Source organism: Mesobacillus jeotgali, assembly GCF_900166585.1.
Classification (GTDB): Bacteria; Bacillota; Bacilli; order Bacillales; family Cytobacillaceae; genus Mesobacillus; species Mesobacillus jeotgali_A.
On the sequence record NZ_FVZC01000006.1, the window covers coordinates 1 to 17,938 of the forward strand.

Here is a 17,938-nt window from a genome sequence, read left to right on the forward strand (position 1 = left end):
TGGAGCTGACTGATACTAATCGTTCGAGGACTTAACCAAAAACGAAAAGCAAAGGCTAGGAGCCGGAGCTGGACAATGATCATTCGTTCTTCTTGAATTCTTCTTACACATTATCTAGTTTTGAGGGTGCAAAACTTTTTGCGATAGCAAAATAACTTTGATAATCCTCTTGAAAAATGCATAAAAGACAGTATAATAAATATTGTTCTTAAAAATGTCTGGTGGCGATGGCGAGAAGGTCACACCCGTTCCCATACCGAACACGGAAGTTAAGCTTCTCAGCGCCGATGGTAGTTGGGGGTTTCCCCCTGTGAGAGTAGGACGCCGCCGGGCAATGATGCATTTCCATCTTGGATGAACTTCTAAGATGAGGCATCCGAATCATCTGCAAGAGTTATGTTTAATTACCACTATTCCGCAGTAGCTCAGTGGTAGAGCACTCGGCTGTTAACCGAGCGGTCGTAGGTTCGAATCCTACCTGCGGAGCCATTATCTCTAAATGACGACAGTCATTTGAGCTGGCAGCATATGCTTCCATAGCTCAGCAGGTAGAGCACTTCCATGGTAAGGAAGAGGTCAGCGGTTCGAGCCCGCTTGGAAGCTCTGAAAATACTATTATATGGCCCCTTGGTCAAGCGGTTAAGACACCGCCCTTTCACGGCGGTAACACGGGTTCGAATCCCGTAGGGGTCACCAAAAGTTTTTTCTCAACAGAGAAAGGAACTTTATTTTTCGCTTAGCGGAAAAATTATGGAGGATTAGCTCAGCTGGGAGAGCATCTGCCTTACAAGCAGAGGGTCGGCGGTTCGATCCCGTCATCCTCCACCATTATTCTTTCAAACTTTGAAGATAATCTTCTATTCATGCCGGTGTAGCTCAATTGGTAGAGCAACTGACTTGTAATCAGTAGGTTGGGGGTTCAAGTCCTCTCGCCGGCACCATTTTCCAGAATTTGTGGAGGGGTAGCGAAGTGGCTAAACGCGGCGGACTGTAAATCCGCTCCCTCAGGGTTCGGCGGTTCGAATCCGTCCCCCTCCACCATTTTAATACATATTAAAATTGGACAAGTAAATGCTGTCCTTTTTATTTTTCCATTGGGCTATAGCCAAGCGGTAAGGCAACGGACTTTGACTCCGTCATGCGTTGGTTCGAATCCAGCTAGCCCAGCCATTTATGAGCCATTAGCTCAGTCGGTAGAGCAGATTGCTCGCTGCATTGAGTATTCTTCCCTGGCAATCTGCGAGAAAGGCCGAAGGTCTTTTGAGCATCAGATGCGATAGGGATTATAAATGGGTGGAGGCAGTCTTTGTCCCACTTCAAACTTGAGCCATTAGCTCAGTCGGTAGAGCATCTGACTTTTAATCAGAGGGTCGAAGGTTCGAGTCCTTCATGGCTCACTCATGTTAAGACCCCTAAAAATGAACTTGTCCTTTATTTTTTGGGGTCTTACTTATATAATAAAATTATGCGGAAGTAGTTCAGTGGTAGAATACAACCTTGCCAAGGTTGGGGTCGCGGGTTCGAATCCCGTCTTCCGCTCCATATGGGGCCTTAGCTCAGCTGGGAGAGCGCCTGCCTTGCACGCAGGAGGTCAGCGGTTCGATCCCGCTAGGCTCCACCATCACACTACATAAATACCATTACAGCCATAAAATCCAAATTGGGTTTATGGCTTTTTTTATTTTTCCTACTTTAAAGTTTATATAACTTTCCGCATTTCCCAAGAATACAGACAGGTATAGAGGAATAAAGGCCAGGCTGTCAAGAAACCTCTATTATTAAGACAGTTTTCAAGGTGTAGATGATAAAGCTGTCAAGATTCCACTATAATTAAGACAGCTTTCAAAGTTCAAAAACAAAAACTGTCAAGATTGAAATGAGCTTTAAAACCTCGGTGAAGAGATCAATGCTGCCATAAATTCTTCTGATTTTTCAGATCTACCTTCGCAACCTCCCAACAAGGCTCTTAAAATGCCTCTGCATTACAGCCCATGTACTCATAAAAGAAATGGTTTAACGATATTTAGGCGTTAAATTCATTTAATTCCAAACCGTATATATATTCATAAAATTGTGCAGTTGAGTCATCTGAATGAAAGCGTTTAAAATAAGGAGGAGATGAGAGAAAGCAAGGGGGAGACAAGAATGAAGAAACTTTCGATTATCGGGATGCCGATGGATTTGGGTCAGACGCGAAGGGGAGTTGATATGGGCCCAAGTGCGATCCGTTATGCTGGCATTAATGAGAGATTAAAAGTTCTTTTTGATGAGATAGAGGACCTTGGAGATATACCGGTTGGCAGGCCTGAAGTGAAGATTGATCCTAACAGCAATCTGCGTAATCTTGAGCTGGTGGCAGAGAAAAATAGTTTGCTTGCTGATGAAGTAGACAAGATTATTGAATCAGGTTCTTTTCCGTTAGTATTAGGTGGGGATCATAGCATTGCGATTGGTACGTTGGCTGGTGTGTCCAAGCATTATAAGAATCTGGGTGTCATTTGGTACGATGCGCATGGAGACTTGAATACAGCTGAAACCTCACCGTCTGGAAATATTCATGGTATGCCGCTTGCTGTGAGCCTCGGCCTGGGTCACTATATGCTGACGCAATTAGGCGGGTTTGCACCCAAGGTAAAGCCGGAGAATATTGTCCTTATCGGAGCACGAGCTTTGGATGATGGCGAAAAGGACTTGATTAAGGAATTGGGCATTAAAGTATTCACGATGCACGAAATCGATCGTCTTGGAATGGCTGCAGTCATTGAGGAAACGATCGATTATCTGAAAGAAAAAGTGGATGGTGTCCATCTTTCACTTGATTTAGATGGTCTGGATCCAACCGATGCGCCGGGTGTTGGAACGCCGGTGACAGGAGGCATCAGCTACCGTGAGAGCCACCTGGCAATGGAGATGCTGGCTGAAGCCAAGATTATTACTTCTGCTGAGTTCGTAGAAGTGAATCCAATACTTGATGAAAAGAACAAGACAGCTGTCGCGGCTGTAGCGCTGATGGGGTCATTATTTGGAGAAAAACTTTTATAATAACCGCCTGGAATGGGAATAGAATGATATTGTCAGGCAAAAAAATAGGAGCAGCGGCCCTGTGAAGGCTGCTGCTCTTTATCATTAATATAGAACTGGCTTTTTTGAGGATAAGTGATAATATTTATTTAGTAAATGGTCGAGTCTCGTACTGATGTCTACCACCCGTTGATTTGACAGCGAGGTTTTTTCGGCTAGTTCAACCATTTCTTTACGGCAATTTTCAATATCCTTCAGCAACGTTTCTGCACACATTGATATATTCCTCGCTTTCATGAATATAGTCCTTTTATACCCAGCCAAAAACTTTTTAAACCAAATTGGTAAAAATTTGTTAATATTAACTTATCGAGCCTTTAGCTTTTTTTGCCGAATAAAGTCATTTTAATGGGATAGACACCATTACATACATAAAAAAAGTTTTTATAAAAAAAAACGAAACCTTTTACGGAGTCGATTCGTATATCGATTAGCCGCATGAAGCGCGGAGGTAAAATAATGGAAACAATCGTAAAGCACAGAATAAAACAGGTAATCAAGGGAGACCAGAATGCCTATGGAGAGATTGTTGAGATATACAAGGACAAGGTATTCCAGCTTTGCTACCGTATGCTCGGGAATCGGCATGAGGCAGAGGATATTGCACAGGAGGCATTTATCCGTGCATATATCAATATTAACAGCTTCAATCAAAACCTGAAATTTTCAACATGGCTGTACAGAATTGCTACCAATCTTTGCATTGACCGGATTCGTAAAAAGAAACCAGATTATTTTCTTGATGCAGAAGTGCCGGGAACAGAGGGTTTGACGATGTACTCCCAAATCCCTTCTGAAACCCCTTTGCCAGAGGATGAGGTAGAAAGTCTCGAATTGCAGGATGCGATTCAAAAAGAAATTTCAAAATTACCCGATAAATACAGATCGGTCATCGTATTAAAGTATATTGAGGAGCTTAGCCTGAACGAAATCAGTGAAATTCTGGATCTGCCGCTGGGGACGGTTAAGACAAGGATCCATCGAGGCAGAGAGGCTCTTAGGCAGCAGTTGCGACACGTATAAGGTGAGGTGAAGAATTTGAAATGTCCCGAACAGGTTATAGACTATATGCATGAATATTTAGATGATGAAATTCCTGAAGAACATGAAAAGATTTTAAGAGAGCATCTTCAGAGCTGCTCAGATTGCCAGGAATATTTCAGGGAATTGAACAAGGCTATTGCCCTTGTACAGAGTACCTCCCATATTCAGGCGCCGGATGATTTTACATCAAGGGTCATGGCCGGATTGCCAAAGGAGAAGAAAAAGACAGAAATTCAACGCTGGTTCAGAAGTCATCCGCTTTTGACAGCTGCTTCGCTTTTCCTTGCATTAATGACTGCAAGCATTCTTTCAACGTGGAATGAGGATCACCAGTTTTCTGTTTCGAAACAGCCTAATTTGCTCGTCGAAAACGACACTGTCATCGTTCCTGAAGGGGAAGTCGTCAAGGGTGATGTGGTGGTCAGGAATGGCAAAGTGAAAGTCGAAGGCGAAGTACAAGGAAACTTGACCGTCATCAACGGGGAAAGGTACATGGCTTCAGCGGGTAATGTTACAGGGGAAATAACCGAAGTCAATGAAGTATTCGAATGGATTTGGTACCAAATTAAAAAGACCGCGAAAAGCACCGCGGATCTTTTTGAAAATGACGAGAAGGAACAGTCATTCCAATCAGGAATGGCTGTTTTTTAAGAGATATCATTAATATTTCGATGATCCCTATAGCGGGGAACCATTCTATGGATGACATCATTATTAGTTTAAGCAGAGCTTATGTTATAATGAGAAAGTTATCTTAGAATACAGGCTGAAGTGCATTGGTTATCTTCCGCTTTTTTTATTTACACATGGTTCATTTGGAGGCTAGAGGAAAACTTCGAAAAAAAGCCTTACTAACTACTGGAGGAAGTGCAATGTCGTTTGCGGATTTCAATTTATTAGAATATCTAGCTAATATTGTTGACATTCTCCTGGTTTGGTTCGTCATTTATAAGTTGATTGCTATTATTCGTGGGACGAAGGCTGTCCAGCTTTTGAAAGGGATATTTGTCATCCTGATTGTAAAGTTTGTCAGTGATTTCTTCGGACTGAATACGCTCAGCTGGATGATGGAACAAGTACTGACCTGGGGATTCCTTGCTATTATTATCATTTTCCAGCCCGAATTACGAAGGGCACTCGAGCAGCTTGGCAGAGGGCGGCTTTTCGCCAGGTCGGGACTGCAGGAAGAGGAAGATGAAGAAAAAATGGTGGAGGCCATTATCAAGGCAACCGACTATATGGCTAAACGCCGAATCGGTGCATTGATTTCTATTGAAAGAGAAACAGGAATGAGCGATTACATAGAAACGGGCATTCAGCTGAATTCGAGAATATCCTCTGAACTGTTGATTAACCTTTTTATACCGAATACACCGCTTCATGATGGAGCTGTTGTCATACAGAAGAACATTGTTGCAGCAGCGGCTTGTTATTTACCGTTGTCAGAAAGTCCGTTCATTTCGAAGGAGCTGGGCACAAGACACAGGGCTGCACTGGGAATCAGTGAAGTGACGGACAGTATCACAATAGTGGTTTCTGAGGAAACAGGCAATGTGTCAGTTACCCGGAATGGCGAACTATACAGAGACTTGAGCGGGGAAACATTAAGGGAACTGCTCACTGCCGAACTGATTTCACCATCAAGAATCAAGCAGGCAGCTTCTACCCGCTGGAGTTGGAGGGGGAAGAAAAATGGATAGATGGATGGATAATCCTTGGTTCATAAAAGTGGTTGCCCTAGTCCTTGCTGTGCTTCTCTTTGGGTCCGTTCCTAAAAATGATCCGGATAAGCCAGGCGATGTAAATGTCCCATCAGATGAAATGGTAGAGACAGTTGAGGACGTACCGGTTAAAAGGATTTACGATACTGATACACTGGTCGTTTCCGGGGTTCCAGAGACGGTTACGGTCAAGCTCCAAGGGCCGAAAAACCTTGTTCAGCAGGCAAAAATGCTAAGAAACTTTGAAGTGTTCGTTGATTTGACCGATGCTGAAATGGGAAATCAACGTGTCCCCATTACGATAAAAGATGTATCCGAAAGGCTGGCTGTTTCCATCGAGCCGGGCTATGCGAATGTTTCCATCCAGGAGAAAGTGACAAAGGAGTTCAGCGTCGATGCTGAATTTAGCGGAAATATCGTGGCGGATGGCTATATAGCAGAAAAGCCGACGGTCAAACCGGATAAAGTTCAAATAACGGGAGCTAAGGATATTGTTGATAAGATCACCTATGTAAAAGCTACCGTGAATTCTTCCGGGAAGATAACTGATACAATCACCCGGGAAGCGAGTGTGCTGGTCCTGGATAAAGATATGAATAAACTGGATGTCATTGTAGAGCCAGGGGTAGTTGAAGTAACCATTCCGGTAAAAAGCTCGAGCAAAAAGGTACCGATTGATATTGTTCGAAAAGGTACTCCTCCAAGTGGAGTGACCATCGATTCGATCACTCTTGAAACGAAGGAAGCGGAAATCATCGCGGCTCCAAGCGTTCTTGATAAAGCCAATGGAGTCAGGGTAGAAGTGGATGTCAGTAAGATTGAAGAAAACACGGAAATTACCCTGCCGGTCATTATTGGTGAAGGAATTGTCGCGGTTTCACCGGAAATGGTCAAGGTGAACATAAAAGTCACGAAGGCTTCTGAGAAGACCATTTCCAATGTGCCCATTGAAATCAATGGGGGAGCTGGCTATGAAGTAGATTTCCTGGATCCCACAGACGGCCGGACAAAGTTGACAGTCTCGGGGCCGAGTGATATCGTCTCTGGATTGTCTGCCGAGGATTTTAAAGTTTTAATTGATGTTTCGACGTTAGATGAGGGAGACCACGAAGTCGACATGAAGGTTACAGCACCGCAAAACATTACGTGGAAACTGGCAAAGGAAAAAGCCAGTATATCGGTTGCTAAAAAAGAAGCTTAATTGACTGCAATTTTTCATACAAGGAGAGATTCTAAGAATGGGTAAATATTTCGGTACAGACGGAGTACGTGGTGTTGCGAACAGCGAATTAACACCAGAGTTGGCGTTCAAGCTTGGACGATTCGGAGGCTATGTCCTCACAAAGGAGCATGATCGCCCTAAGGTGCTGATTGGCCGTGATACTCGTATTTCCGGACATATGCTTGAGGGGGCACTGGTTGCCGGCCTGCTATCTATCGGAGCGGAAGTCATGAGGCTAGGCGTCATCTCAACACCAGGGGTATCTTATTTAACGAAGGCGCTTGGTGCTCAGGCAGGAGTCATGATTTCTGCGTCGCATAATCCGGTTGCTGATAATGGGATTAAATTTTTTGGGCCAGATGGATATAAGCTTTCAGATGATCAGGAAAATGAGATTGAGCAGTTAATGGATCTGGAGACAGATGAGCTGCCTCGTCCAGTTGGTGCTGATCTTGGTCAGGTGAATGATTACTTCGAAGGTGGACAGAAGTACCTTCAATACTTAAAGCAATCTGTTGATGAAGAATTCACAGGTCTTCACATCGCTCTGGATTGTGCACACGGAGCAACCTCTTCATTGGCTACTCACTTGTTTGCTGACCTGGACGCGGATACTTCCACGATGGGAGCATCTCCTAATGGGCTGAATATCAATGATGGTGTAGGTTCTACTCACCCAGAAGCACTTGCTGAATTCGTGAAAGAAAAGGGAGCCGACCTTGGACTTGCATTTGACGGAGATGGCGACCGCCTGATTGCGGTTGATGAAAAAGGTAACATCGTTGATGGCGACCAAATCATGTACATTTGCGGAAAATTCATGAAAGAACGCGGCCAGCTGAAACAGGGTACTGTGGTTTCTACTGTCATGAGCAACCTTGGCTTTTACAAGGGCCTTGAGGAAAATGGAGTACAAAGCGTCCAAACAGCTGTTGGCGACCGTTATGTAGTAGAGGAAATGAAGAAGAGTGGCTATAATCTCGGCGGCGAGCAATCGGGCCATATTATCTTCCTTGATTACAATACGACGGGTGACGGCCTGCTTACAGGGCTGCAGCTTGCCAACATCATGAAAGCCACGAACAAACCGCTTTCCGAGCTGGCTGGGGAAATGAAAAAGTACCCTCAGGTTCTTGTTAACATCCGTGTGACGGATAAGCATCATGTTACGGATAACGAGAAGGTAAAAGAAGTAATTGAACAGGTTGAAGCTGAAATGAACGGCAACGGCCGTATACTGGTCCGTCCTTCCGGAACAGAGCCGTTGGTGCGCGTCATGGCGGAAGCTGCAACAGCAGAGCTTTGCCAGGAATACGTAAATCGTATCGCTGCAGTTGTGGAAGAAGAAATGGGTTTAAAAGAATAAGAAAAGAAGAGGATATGCATAAGGGTTTCTGCACATGGAAGAGCCCTTATGCATATTTATTTAGGAAGGAAAGTTTTTAGCCGGCCTGTAGAGGGTATTTGTACGGGAGGGCGGTTTTCCTTTGTTTTCTATTGACGGATGGGTCAGTATCATGTATGATAATCCTGTTTTTGTAAAAAGAAACAAATCTGTGGAAGGGTGGGCAGAGGTATTAAAAAGGAAAGCTTAAAGCGCCAGGACTAATCCTTGACCGTAATGATGGATTAGTTGACGAGGTGGAGGTTTATCGAAGTTTCGGCGGATGCCTCCCGGCTGAAAGCACAGCCGCGAATTCCCTCTTCAAAACATTAAGGCAACTTAATGCACAAAAGGATGGAGATGCTAAAACTAAAGAGGATTGGATTTTTGAAGTCTGACCTCAAACCAATTATATGAGATAAGGGGGCAAGCCGCCCCTAATAAGAGGCTTCTTGCCCCCTGTCGTACAGGAGGAAAAGAAGTTATGTGTGGAATCGTTGGATATATTGGAAATAACGACTCGAAAGAGATTTTATTAAAAGGCCTTGAAAAGCTAGAATATAGAGGGTATGACTCTGCGGGAATCGCAGTCATGAACGAAAAGGGAGTTCACGTTTTTAAGGAAAAAGGACGCATTGCGGACCTTCGCAACGCAGTGGACAACGATGTTATGGCTAACGCTGGAATCGGCCACACTCGCTGGGCTACTCATGGTCCTCCAAGCAAGGTGAACGCTCACCCTCATCAGAGCTCGACAGGCAGACTGACTCTTGTCCACAATGGCGTCATCGAAAACTATGATCTATTGAAGCGCGAGTATTTGCAGAATGTCGAATTGAAAAGTGAAACGGACACTGAAGTGATCGTGCAGTTGATCGATCTGTTCGTAAACGAAGGTCTAAGCTTAGAAGAAGCGTTCCGTAAAACGCTGACACTTTTACATGGTTCATATGCACTTGCCCTGATAGATGAACAAAACGAAGATACTATTTTTGTGGCGAAAAACAAGAGCCCGCTTCTTGTCGGTCTTGGCGACGGCTTTAATGTTGTGGCTAGTGACGCAATGGCAATGATTCAGGTAACAAGCCAATATGTTGAACTGATGGACAAGGAAATGGTCATTGTCACTAAAGATGAAGTGACAATCAAGAACCTTGAAGGAGAAGTTGTTTCACGCACACCTTATACAGCAGAACTTGATGCAAGTGACATCGAAAAGGGAACATACCCTCACTACATGCTCAAAGAAATCGATGAGCAGCCGCTTGTTATGCGCAAAATCATCCAGAACTACCAGGATGGCGAAGGTGCTCTTGAAATTGACTCTGACATCGTTGCTGCGATGAAAGAAGCTGACCGTATCTATATCATTGCTGCTGGTACTTCCTATCACGCAGGTCTTGTTGGCAAGCAGTTCATCGAAAAGTTGGCAAAGATTCCTGTAGAAGTTCACATCTCAAGTGAGTTTGGCTACAACATGCCGCTTCTATCAGAAAAGCCATTGTTCATTTTCATTTCACAGAGCGGAGAAACTGCGGACAGCCGCCAGGTTCTTGTTCAGGTGAAGGAAATGGGTTACAAGGCACTTACAATTACGAATGTACCTGGTTCAACGCTTTCTCGTGAGGCGGACTACACGCTTCTTCTTCATGCAGGCCCTGAAATCGCTGTTGCTTCAACAAAGGCTTATACAGCACAGCTTGCTGTACTGGCGATTTTAGCGGAAGTTACAGCTCGCCGACTTGGCCATGAAGTAAACTTCGATCTTGTTCAGGAATTAGGAATCGTTGCTAATGCAATGGAAGCCCTTTGCGATGACAAAGAAGAATTCGAAAGCATCGCGCGCGAATACCTTACTGTGACAAGAAACGCATTCTTCATCGGACGCGGAATCGACTTTTACGTTGGTCTAGAAGGCGCATTGAAGCTTAAGGAAATTTCGTACATCCAGGCAGAAGGCTTCGCAGGCGGAGAGCTGAAGCACGGAACAATCGCCTTGATTGAAGAAGGCACACCAGTCATTGCTCTTGCAACACAAGAATTCGTCAACCTGAGCATCCGCGGAAACGTTAAAGAAGTGGCAGCGCGCGGAGCAAACCCGTGCATCATTTCTATGAGCGGACTGGAAACAGACGAAGACCGCTTCGTCATTCCAGAAGTGCACAGCCTATTAACACCTCTTATCTCAGTAATCCCGCTGCAGTTGATCTCATATTATGCAGCATTGCACCGCGACTGTGACGTCGATAAGCCGCGTAACCTGGCTAAGTCGGTAACGGTTGAGTAATATTATCCTGCGGGCCTTTTCCTCCTCTAATCAGGGAGAGGCCTTCTAATAGGTTATCCGGCTGGATCTCTTTTGGGATCCAGTCTTTTTATTTCCTGAAAACTTCAATCCATGCTTTACTCAGAAGAAATTATTATTCTTTATTGGTAAAACAGATACAACGAGGAATTAAATAATCTCGATAATAAAACATAAATAAACAGGGCATTTTTCCGATATAATATTTAGTCATTAAAAGGGAAGCGGGGCGATTTTGTGCTGAGAAAAGAGAACATTTATTATTTAATTCTCTTTTTATTTGTCACAAGTGCTGTTTTTTGGGGGAATCAAGTTGAAATCAGCACGAACGATTTATTCATAGCCCTATTTCTTTTTACACTTTTAACGGTCTTTAATTATCATTTGAACATTCAGTCGGAAATAAAAGGTGTAGCTACGGAATACTCTATAAATTATGGTATAGCGATCGCTATTTATGCTGGGCCTGTTGGGGTTTTCCTTTATGAAATCTTAAATCATGTTTCCTCACTTCTGATCAATATATGGAAGAAAAAGACGAATGACAAACCATATTTATATACCTTTTATAATATTGTAACGTTTTCAGCTGCAAACATAATAGCCTACTATCTGTACGAAAAGCTATGGCCCGTTGCTGCCCATATTCCCTTTGGGATCTGGGTTACCTTCATTCTGATTTCAGTGGGAGCAGCATTTATTTCTGACACGATCATTCTGGTTTATTTCTGGTTAATAAAAGAAATAAAATCATGGAAAGATGCTTATCAATTTTATAATTACTGGAACTTACTTGATATTGGGAAGACCGTTTTGACAAACGGATTATTATTTGTTTTTCTTCAACAACAAGAGTGGGAGTACCTTATTGGACTGCTGGTTCTAAACTACTTTGTTAATCGCTCTATTATAATGAAAACGATTAATATCCAAGACAAGTTGGAGAGAGATAAATTTGAAACAATGGCCTATAAAGATGCTTTAACTGGGGCCAACAATAGAGCTTTTATGGACAAGAAGATCAAGGAACTGTCGAATTTGGAGCAACCGATGGGCATTGTGGTTGCAGATATTGACCGTTTTAAATTAATAAATGATACATATAACCATGCTATAGGTGATAAAGTTCTAAAATATTATGTTAAGTTCTTAACTGGCTTCTTGAAAGAGGATGACTATCTTTTCAGGAGCGGAGGGGAGGAGTTTACTTTATTTCTGCGGAACCGTACCTATCAAGAAACATTGGACCTCCTGGAGGAAATCAGACAGGAACTCGAAAACACAAAGCTGGACATCGAATTTAATGAGGGAAATCATATAATTGCTTTTACCTCATCTTTTGGTCTCTACTTTAATAATTTTCATGAAATTTCTTCTATCGAAAAAGGATATATATACGCGGATAATCTTTTGTTGAAATCAAAGCATCTGGGAAGAAACCGTATTACCGGAGAAAATGGTATAGATGAAAATTCTAATGGTAAAGGCAATTAACCTATTAAAATTAGGTTGTTGCTTTTTTTAGTTTTAGCGTGGTTGCCCCATGAACGGGCCGCTGCTTATTTGCATGTATCTTGTTTTCATTGAAGAAGCAGTTTTTTACAATAACAAGTGTGTTCTAATATAAAGACATCCAGCAAACATTAGAATAAAGCCTGCCGATTTGACGGACAGGCCTATTCTATCATTCCTCCACCACCGGCAGCACAATCGATGATGGGTATTTGGAGTTATTTAAAATGGTTGCAAATCCGCCGAGCTGGTCGAGCAGCTGTGGTACAGGCGACATGGAATGAGGGAAGTCGCTTGGCCCGATGGCAACCCGAAGTCTGTGCCCTTCTTTGATGACGAAGTTGCTAGGGAAAATTTCAATGTCCATTTCCATAACTTCATATGGTTTGACTTCCTTCGACGCTGACTTTGTAAATGGGTGCCATGGCTGGATATTCTCTCCATCAAGGAAGCGGCTCTTGCTTTCATCGACTGACCTATGTGAGGCTGCAAGCCAGCCTGCAGTGATTTCACGTGAAGTCCCATCTGGCGCAACATCGGTCACACGAACAGACAAAACCAGTTCCCTGGCTGTTGTTTTTGCAAAAATGTTCGCGGCAATCGGACCGGAGATGCGAAGGTCAGCATTGACCGGTGCTGTCGTATAGGTGAGTTCCATGGTTTCGGTCAGGCGATTGTCCTTCGTACATGGCAGGGCATCTGGTATTCCCGCCATCCACTGATTCGTGCTTCCTGAGCAGATACCATTCAGCGGCTGCTGAAGCATCGTCCGTGAGGGTTCCGCAGATGAAGGAGAATCTTTCGTCAAAAGATTACCGCGGCGCAGATAAAACTTCTCAGCATTCACATTCTTATGAGGCCATCCAGGCTGGACCTCGAACCGATCCTCACCAAGGACATATTGAGTGACATCAGGTATTTTGTTGATGTTCGTGTTCATTCCCATCAAATACTGGTCGAACCACCTTAAGGCGAGCTGGTCAAGGGCTGGCACATTGTCGGCAGGAAGACCGCTGCCATAAGTACCATGCGTCCAGTTGCCCATGAGAAGCTTTGTTTGGATACCGTTTGCTTTTAATTTTTCATATAGAAGCGGGGTGCCGCGCTGGAAGAGGTCATGGAGTCCGCCTGTGAAAAATGCAGGGACTTTAATTTGGTCTGCCACTGACAAGGGAGACCTCAGCTGTGCTGCAGGGCCATTGTAAGCAAATTCACCGCCAGTAATGGCGGAGCTCAGAGTGCTCACAGGAAAGCCAAGTGTCTGTCCTGTATGGTTTAACAATACTGTCGTTCCCATGATTGGATCTGACAGAGTATAGGAAGGCGGCAGCAGGCCACTGCCTGTAACAAGTCCAAGCCAGAGCGGGATGAATCCAGTGTTGATCAACCCGCCGGACATAAGGATATCGCGATACATATCACCCATCGGCACGATTGGAAAAATAGCTTTCAGGCCCTCAGGCTGCTGGGCAGCAGTTAAAAGCTGGTTGATGGCCCGGTAAGAGGAGCCGTATAATCCGACCTTTCCGCTGCTCCATGACTGGCTCGCTGCCCATTCAACGAGTTCCTTGCCATCACGCTGTTCGGCTTCTCCAAAGGAATCCCATGCACCCTGTGATGCGCCGGTTCCCCGGACATCAACGATCACATGTGCATAGCCGCGTTTAATAAAATATTCGTTAAGATTTTCAGAGCTGCTTACATTTTTGTTATAAGGGGTTTGCGTGAGAATGACCGGGAATGGTCCTGGTCCATCTGGAAGGTGGACATCGGCAGCTAAAATAACCCCATCCCTCATAGTGATGAAAATATCTTTCTTTGTTATAACACTTGAATACTGTTCCGGGCGGTCATAAAGGGTGCTTTCCCACTCCTGTCCTGAAGCGGCCTGGGATGAGGCAGGACCAGTAAATAGGCTGAACATGACCATAAAAATAATCGATAAAGGCATTAGTTTCATCAGCAAGCCTCCTGTAACGGTTATATATTCATCTTACGAAAAACCTGACCACACTTATATCCCTATAAATGTCGTGTTCTATTTTTAGACAAAAAAATGCAGTGTGACTCATGTGAATCACACTGCCGCATTTTCTTATTCGTCCGCCTCTTCATTCTGTCTGCTTGTCTGCTGAGGGAGCGTATCCCAGAAGCTTGTATCAGCTGTTTCTATTGAACCATCCGCAATTGCTTTAACCGTCTCATCCAGTGTAAGGATCGTCTGCTTGATCAGATAGCCATTGCTCTTCTGGCCAAGAGCGTATGATTCAATGTAATGGTCGGACATGCCGCGCATTTCGAATAAAAGTGTAGAGATGTCATATCGTACAGCCGCACCGTTACGTCCGATATTCGCTCCTGAACCCCCATTGTATTTGCCGATGTGGCCCCAGCCTGTTTCCTCGAGAGTGTTGTACACTACTGCACCGAGTTTCTTGGAGCGCTCAAGCACCTCAGGCTTCACGTTTGCATTTGTTGGGTAAAGAATCGATCCTGATACTAGCTCGCCTTCGGTCTCACTAAGGGTGCCCTGGTGATGAAGGTCAATCATATAGTCAATGTCATATTTGGCAAAAACGTTTTCATGAAGCGCGCGTACTTCGGGCTCCATGTCGCTGGTCGCTTTATCATGTTCGCGGTTAAGGTCTACCTTATTTGCATTATAGCGGGTGAGGTGGCGGTCGCCATCCGCATGGTAGTCTTCAAGAGAGAAGTCTACATCTCCCATTGCCCCATCTGCATTGAGCATTGGAATTACAAGGATGTTCACATTTTCAAGTACACCGCTTGTTTTGCCAGTACCTAAATGTTTGATGAATTCCAGGGCACCCTCAGTGGTAAGCTGTTCATTTCCGTGTTGCTGAGTGAGGAACAGTACCGTTGGATTCTCTGGATTGGAGACGTACTTTGCCATGTAGATGTCACGGCCCTTGACGGTCTGTCCGATCACTTCAAGGTTCAATGCTTCTTGTTTGGCATCCTGGGTTTTCAGATAATCTACAAAGCTATCATATGTATGCAGGATGGAAGTTTGAACCGAACCGTTCCCGGCAGAAGGACCATTTCCAACGGCACCTGCTGGAAGTGAAACAGCTGTCATCGCACCTAGAGCCATCAAGCTTGATAAGGATACTGATAATACTTTCTTTTTTAAAGTCATATTCATTCCTCCTAAAATAGTAGACACAAATAGATTTTACTGAAAATTATAAAAATAATTAATAGAGTAAGCTGCCTATTTTTAAGACAAATTTCGTGGTTCGAAATAAGTAAAAAAGAAGGAGTTTACAACATGATCATTTTGGTTAGGACCCAATCAATTAGGACATAAGTAATTGGTTTTGTCTGTTAACTGCCGTTTTTAATAAAATTCTATATTATATTTTAATTTCTATGGCAAAAAAATATTTTAGTACTAGACGAAGAAGCCTAGTATAATGTACAATTTTTCTGAATATTAGTTTTATTGGGAAAAGTTTGATATTTAGTTTTCCGAAATTTAAATTGGGGGGAAAGCAAAATGAGAAAAAGAAGATTAGCAGGAATTTTTCTATCGTTTTCGTTAATAGCCGGGGCAATGGCCGGATGCGGCGGAACAAAGAGCAGCGGGGGTTCTGGCGACACGATTAAAGTCGGCGCAAACATTGAACTCTCTGGCGGAGTGGCTTCTTATGGACAATCTATCTCGGAAGGGTTGGAACTCGCTCTGGAGGAAATTAACAAAAAGGGAATTGACGGCAAGAAGATTGAGCTGGTAAAAGTGGATAACAAGTCAGATGCGGCAGAAGCAACAAACGGCGCCATCAAGCTTGTTAACCAGGATAAGGTTGTGGCCATCATAGGCGCGGCAACTTCTACAAATACGCTTGCCCAGGTGCAGGTGGCCCAGGATAACAAGGTTCCGCTCATTACTCCAACTGGAACAAATCCAGATATCACTAATAAAGACGGCAAGCTGAATGACTATGTTTTCAGGACTTGTTTCATTGACCCATTCCAGGGGACAGTAGCTGCGAATTTTGCAGAAAAAGACTTGGGATCTAAAAAAGCGGCTGTATTCATTGACAGTGCAAGTGACTACTCAAAGGGGCTTGCTGCTTCATTCAAGGAAGCATACAAAGGAGAAATAGTTGCTGAGGAAGCTTATGTAGCTAAAGATACAGATTTCAGCGCTACATTGACTCGAATCAAATCAGCAAATCCGGATTTCATCTTCCTTCCTGGTTATTATGAAGAAGTTGGTTTAATCATTAAGCAGGCTCGTGAACTTGGAATCGATGTTCCTTTCATGGGCGGAGATGGCTGGGATTCTCCTAAGCTTGTAGAAATCGCTGGAGGAGATGCCCTTAATAACACATATATCACAAATCACTATTCTGCTGGGGATAAATCAGAGAATATCCAGAAGTTCGTAGAAGCATTCAAAGGAAAGTACAAAGGCAAGACTCCGGATGCCTTCGCAGCCCTAGGATATGATACGGCTTATTATCTTGCTGATGCCATTAAGCGCGCAGGAAGCGCTGACCCTGCAAAGATCCAAGCAGCATTAGAGAAGACTAAGGATCTTCAACTAGTTTCCGGTAAACTTACATTAGATAAAAACCATGACCCTGTTAAATCTGCTGCCATTCTTGTTTATGAAGATGGACAGCAAAATTTCAAAACAAACGTAGCTCCTGAATAAGCAGGAGAATGAGAGGGGGGCTGTCAATGTCCTCCTTTTCTTATATGAACTGTAAATACTGTATTGAAAATGCATTCAAGGGGAGTTCATTTATGGAACTTGTACAGCAATTAGTGAATGGAATTTCGTTGGGCAGCATATATGCCTTGATTGCCCTTGGCTATACTATGGTTTATGGCATCGTAAAATTAATCAATTTTGCACATGGAGACGTTTTTATGGTAGGTGCCTTTGTAGGCTTCTATTCTATCAAAATATTGGAACTATCCTTTTTCCCGGCACTGCTTATATCCATGGCAGTTTGTGCTTTGTTCGGAATGCTCATCGAGCGTATTGCGTATAAGCCGCTGCGGAATGCAACACGCATAGCGGCGCTGATAACAGCAATTGGTGTATCGCTGCTGATTGAGTATGGCGTCATCTATGGCCGCGGTGCTCAGCCTGAAGCCTATCCTAGAGACGTGCTGCCAAAAGAAACGATTGACATTTTCGGGTTGTCTATATCCAGTCAATCTCTGTTCATTCTTGGGGTATCTGTAGCGCTTATGGTCATTCTCCAATTTATCGTCCATAAGACTAAAATCGGAAAGGCGATGCGCGCAGTATCCCACGATGCAGAGGCAGCCAAGCTAATGGGGATCAATGTTGATAATACAATCTCTGCAACATTTGCAATTGGTTCTGCACTTGCAGGTGCTGCTGGTGTCATTTTTGGCACTTACTATATTAAAATCGAACCGCTGATGGGAATCATTCCTGGACTGAAGGCTTTTGTCGCCGCAGTTCTTGGCGGAATCGGAATCATCCCTGGAGCGATGGTCGGCGGCCTGCTGCTTGGGGTCATCGAGGCACTTGTTTCTGCATTTGGTTATTCCTTATGGCGTGATGGAGTCGCCTTTATAGTCCTTATCCTTATACTGATTTTCCTTCCGTCTGGCTTGTTTGGGAAAAACATTAAAGAGAAAGTGTAAAGGGGAGGACTGGC

13 protein-coding genes, 10 tRNA genes and 1 rRNA gene are annotated in these 17,938 nt (G+C 43.9%); 21 read left to right on the plus strand and 3 right to left on the minus strand.

Annotated elements, in window-relative coordinates; genetic code table 11:
• Positions 1 to 217: 217 nt before the first annotated feature.
• The 12 genes from rrf (at position 218) to rocF (ending at position 3,042) form a co-directional block, all read left to right on the plus strand.
• Positions 218 to 333: ribosomal RNA gene (gene rrf / locus B5X77_RS01000) — 5S ribosomal RNA — on the plus strand.
• Positions 334 to 414: 81 nt separating this feature from the next.
• Positions 415 to 489: transfer RNA gene (locus B5X77_RS01005), tRNA-Asn, on the plus strand.
• A 41-nt stretch (positions 490 to 530) separates the two neighbouring features.
• Positions 531 to 603: transfer RNA gene (locus tag B5X77_RS01010), tRNA-Thr, on the plus strand.
• 18 nt (positions 604 to 621) lie between these two features.
• Positions 622 to 696, plus strand: a tRNA-Glu gene (locus tag B5X77_RS01015).
• Positions 697 to 752: 56 nt separating this feature from the next.
• A tRNA-Val gene (locus tag B5X77_RS01020) sits at positions 753 to 828 on the plus strand.
• A gap of 37 nt (positions 829 to 865) precedes the next feature.
• Positions 866 to 941 (plus strand) — tRNA-Thr (locus tag B5X77_RS01025).
• 15 nt (positions 942 to 956) lie between these two features.
• Positions 957 to 1,041 (plus strand) — tRNA-Tyr (locus tag B5X77_RS01030).
• A 54-nt stretch (positions 1,042 to 1,095) separates the two neighbouring features.
• Positions 1,096 to 1,170: transfer RNA gene (locus B5X77_RS01035), tRNA-Gln, on the plus strand.
• A gap of 154 nt (positions 1,171 to 1,324) precedes the next feature.
• Positions 1,325 to 1,397 (plus strand) — tRNA-Lys (locus B5X77_RS01040).
• Between the two features lie 70 nt (positions 1,398 to 1,467).
• A tRNA-Gly gene (locus tag B5X77_RS01045) sits at positions 1,468 to 1,542 on the plus strand.
• A gap of 3 nt (positions 1,543 to 1,545) precedes the next feature.
• Positions 1,546 to 1,621, plus strand: a tRNA-Ala gene (locus B5X77_RS01050).
• Positions 1,622 to 2,145: 524 nt separating this feature from the next.
• Positions 2,146 to 3,042, plus strand: coding sequence for an arginase (gene rocF, locus B5X77_RS01055; RefSeq protein WP_079504308.1), 897 nt, complete (start codon positions 2,146 to 2,148; stop codon positions 3,040 to 3,042).
• Between the two features lie 84 nt (positions 3,043 to 3,126).
• Here the strand turns inward: rocF and B5X77_RS01060 are convergent, their stop codons facing one another.
• On the minus strand, positions 3,127 to 3,297 hold the full coding sequence (locus B5X77_RS01060) for an aspartyl-phosphate phosphatase Spo0E family protein (protein ID WP_079504309.1): 171 nt from the start codon (positions 3,295 to 3,297) through the stop codon (positions 3,127 to 3,129).
• Between the two features lie 243 nt (positions 3,298 to 3,540).
• Between B5X77_RS01060 and sigW the strand changes: the two genes are divergently transcribed.
• The 7 genes from sigW to B5X77_RS01095 all read left to right on the plus strand — a co-directional run bounded on the left by sigW (position 3,541) and on the right by B5X77_RS01095 (position 12,251).
• On the plus strand, positions 3,541 to 4,104 hold the full coding sequence (gene sigW, locus B5X77_RS01065) for an RNA polymerase sigma factor SigW (protein ID WP_079504310.1): 564 nt from the start codon (positions 3,541 to 3,543) through the stop codon (positions 4,102 to 4,104).
• A gap of 15 nt (positions 4,105 to 4,119) precedes the next feature.
• On the plus strand, positions 4,120 to 4,776 hold the full coding sequence (locus tag B5X77_RS01070; protein WP_079504311.1) for an anti-sigma factor family protein: 657 nt from the start codon (positions 4,120 to 4,122) through the stop codon (positions 4,774 to 4,776).
• Between the two features lie 221 nt (positions 4,777 to 4,997).
• A complete protein-coding gene (gene cdaA / locus B5X77_RS01075; protein ID WP_079504312.1) occupies positions 4,998 to 5,825 on the plus strand; it encodes a diadenylate cyclase CdaA in 828 nt (275 codons plus the stop codon).
• Positions 5,818 to 7,047, plus strand: coding sequence for a CdaR family protein (locus tag B5X77_RS01080; protein WP_079504313.1), 1,230 nt, complete (start codon positions 5,818 to 5,820; stop codon positions 7,045 to 7,047). The genes cdaA and B5X77_RS01080 overlap by 8 nt, the downstream gene beginning before the upstream one ends.
• 37 nt (positions 7,048 to 7,084) lie before the next feature.
• Positions 7,085 to 8,434: a phosphoglucosamine mutase gene (gene glmM, locus B5X77_RS01085; RefSeq protein WP_079504314.1), complete on the plus strand. Its 1,350-nt coding sequence runs from the start codon at positions 7,085 to 7,087 to the stop codon at positions 8,432 to 8,434.
• A 502-nt stretch (positions 8,435 to 8,936) separates the two neighbouring features.
• Complete coding sequence (glmS, locus tag B5X77_RS01090; RefSeq protein WP_079504315.1) at positions 8,937 to 10,739, plus strand: glutamine--fructose-6-phosphate transaminase (isomerizing); 1,803 nt, start codon at positions 8,937 to 8,939, stop codon at positions 10,737 to 10,739.
• 255 nt (positions 10,740 to 10,994) lie between these two features.
• Positions 10,995 to 12,251 (plus strand): GGDEF domain-containing protein, encoded by a 1,257-nt coding sequence (locus tag B5X77_RS01095; RefSeq protein WP_079504316.1) that lies wholly within the window; start codon positions 10,995 to 10,997, stop codon positions 12,249 to 12,251.
• Between the two features lie 190 nt (positions 12,252 to 12,441).
• Here B5X77_RS01095 and B5X77_RS01100 read toward each other — a convergent pair whose 3' ends face one another.
• Positions 12,442 to 14,229 carry a CocE/NonD family hydrolase gene (locus B5X77_RS01100; protein ID WP_079504317.1) on the minus strand — a complete coding sequence of 596 codons (1,788 nt, stop codon included), beginning with the start codon at positions 14,227 to 14,229 and terminating at the stop codon, positions 12,442 to 12,444.
• Between the two features lie 135 nt (positions 14,230 to 14,364).
• Positions 14,365 to 15,429: a M14 family zinc carboxypeptidase gene (locus B5X77_RS01105; RefSeq protein ID WP_079504318.1), complete on the minus strand. Its 1,065-nt coding sequence runs from the start codon at positions 15,427 to 15,429 to the stop codon at positions 14,365 to 14,367.
• Between the two features lie 360 nt (positions 15,430 to 15,789).
• On the opposite strand from B5X77_RS01105, the gene B5X77_RS01110 reads away from it, so the two are divergent.
• Both B5X77_RS01110 and B5X77_RS01115 read left to right on the plus strand, forming a co-directional pair.
• Positions 15,790 to 16,953, plus strand: a complete 1,164-nt coding sequence (locus B5X77_RS01110) for an ABC transporter substrate-binding protein (RefSeq protein WP_079504319.1) — start codon at positions 15,790 to 15,792, stop codon at positions 16,951 to 16,953.
• A 92-nt stretch (positions 16,954 to 17,045) separates the two neighbouring features.
• The gene (locus B5X77_RS01115; RefSeq protein ID WP_079504379.1) at positions 17,046 to 17,924 is read left to right on the plus strand and encodes a branched-chain amino acid ABC transporter permease; all 879 of its coding nucleotides are present in this window, start codon (positions 17,046 to 17,048) and stop codon (positions 17,922 to 17,924) included.
• Positions 17,925 to 17,938 lie beyond the last annotated feature (14 nt).

Coding starts and splice junctions, on each gene's coding strand:
- rocF (WP_079504308.1), top strand. CDS start 2,146: ATGAAGAAACTTTCGATTATCGGGATGCCGATGGATTTGGGTCAGACG.
- B5X77_RS01060 (WP_079504309.1), bottom strand. CDS start 3,297: ATGTGTGCAGAAACGTTGCTGAAGGATATTGAAAATTGCCGTAAAGAA.
- sigW (WP_079504310.1), top strand. CDS start 3,541: ATGGAAACAATCGTAAAGCACAGAATAAAACAGGTAATCAAGGGAGAC.
- cdaA (WP_079504312.1), top strand. CDS start 4,998: ATGTCGTTTGCGGATTTCAATTTATTAGAATATCTAGCTAATATTGTT.
- B5X77_RS01080 (WP_079504313.1), top strand. CDS start 5,818: ATGGATAGATGGATGGATAATCCTTGGTTCATAAAAGTGGTTGCCCTA.
- glmM (WP_079504314.1), top strand. CDS start 7,085: ATGGGTAAATATTTCGGTACAGACGGAGTACGTGGTGTTGCGAACAGC.
- glmS (WP_079504315.1), top strand. CDS start 8,937: ATGTGTGGAATCGTTGGATATATTGGAAATAACGACTCGAAAGAGATT.
- B5X77_RS01100 (WP_079504317.1), bottom strand. CDS start 14,229: ATGAAACTAATGCCTTTATCGATTATTTTTATGGTCATGTTCAGCCTA.
- B5X77_RS01105 (WP_079504318.1), bottom strand. CDS start 15,429: ATGACTTTAAAAAAGAAAGTATTATCAGTATCCTTATCAAGCTTGATG.
- B5X77_RS01110 (WP_079504319.1), top strand. CDS start 15,790: ATGAGAAAAAGAAGATTAGCAGGAATTTTTCTATCGTTTTCGTTAATA.
- B5X77_RS01115 (WP_079504379.1), top strand. CDS start 17,046: ATGGAACTTGTACAGCAATTAGTGAATGGAATTTCGTTGGGCAGCATA.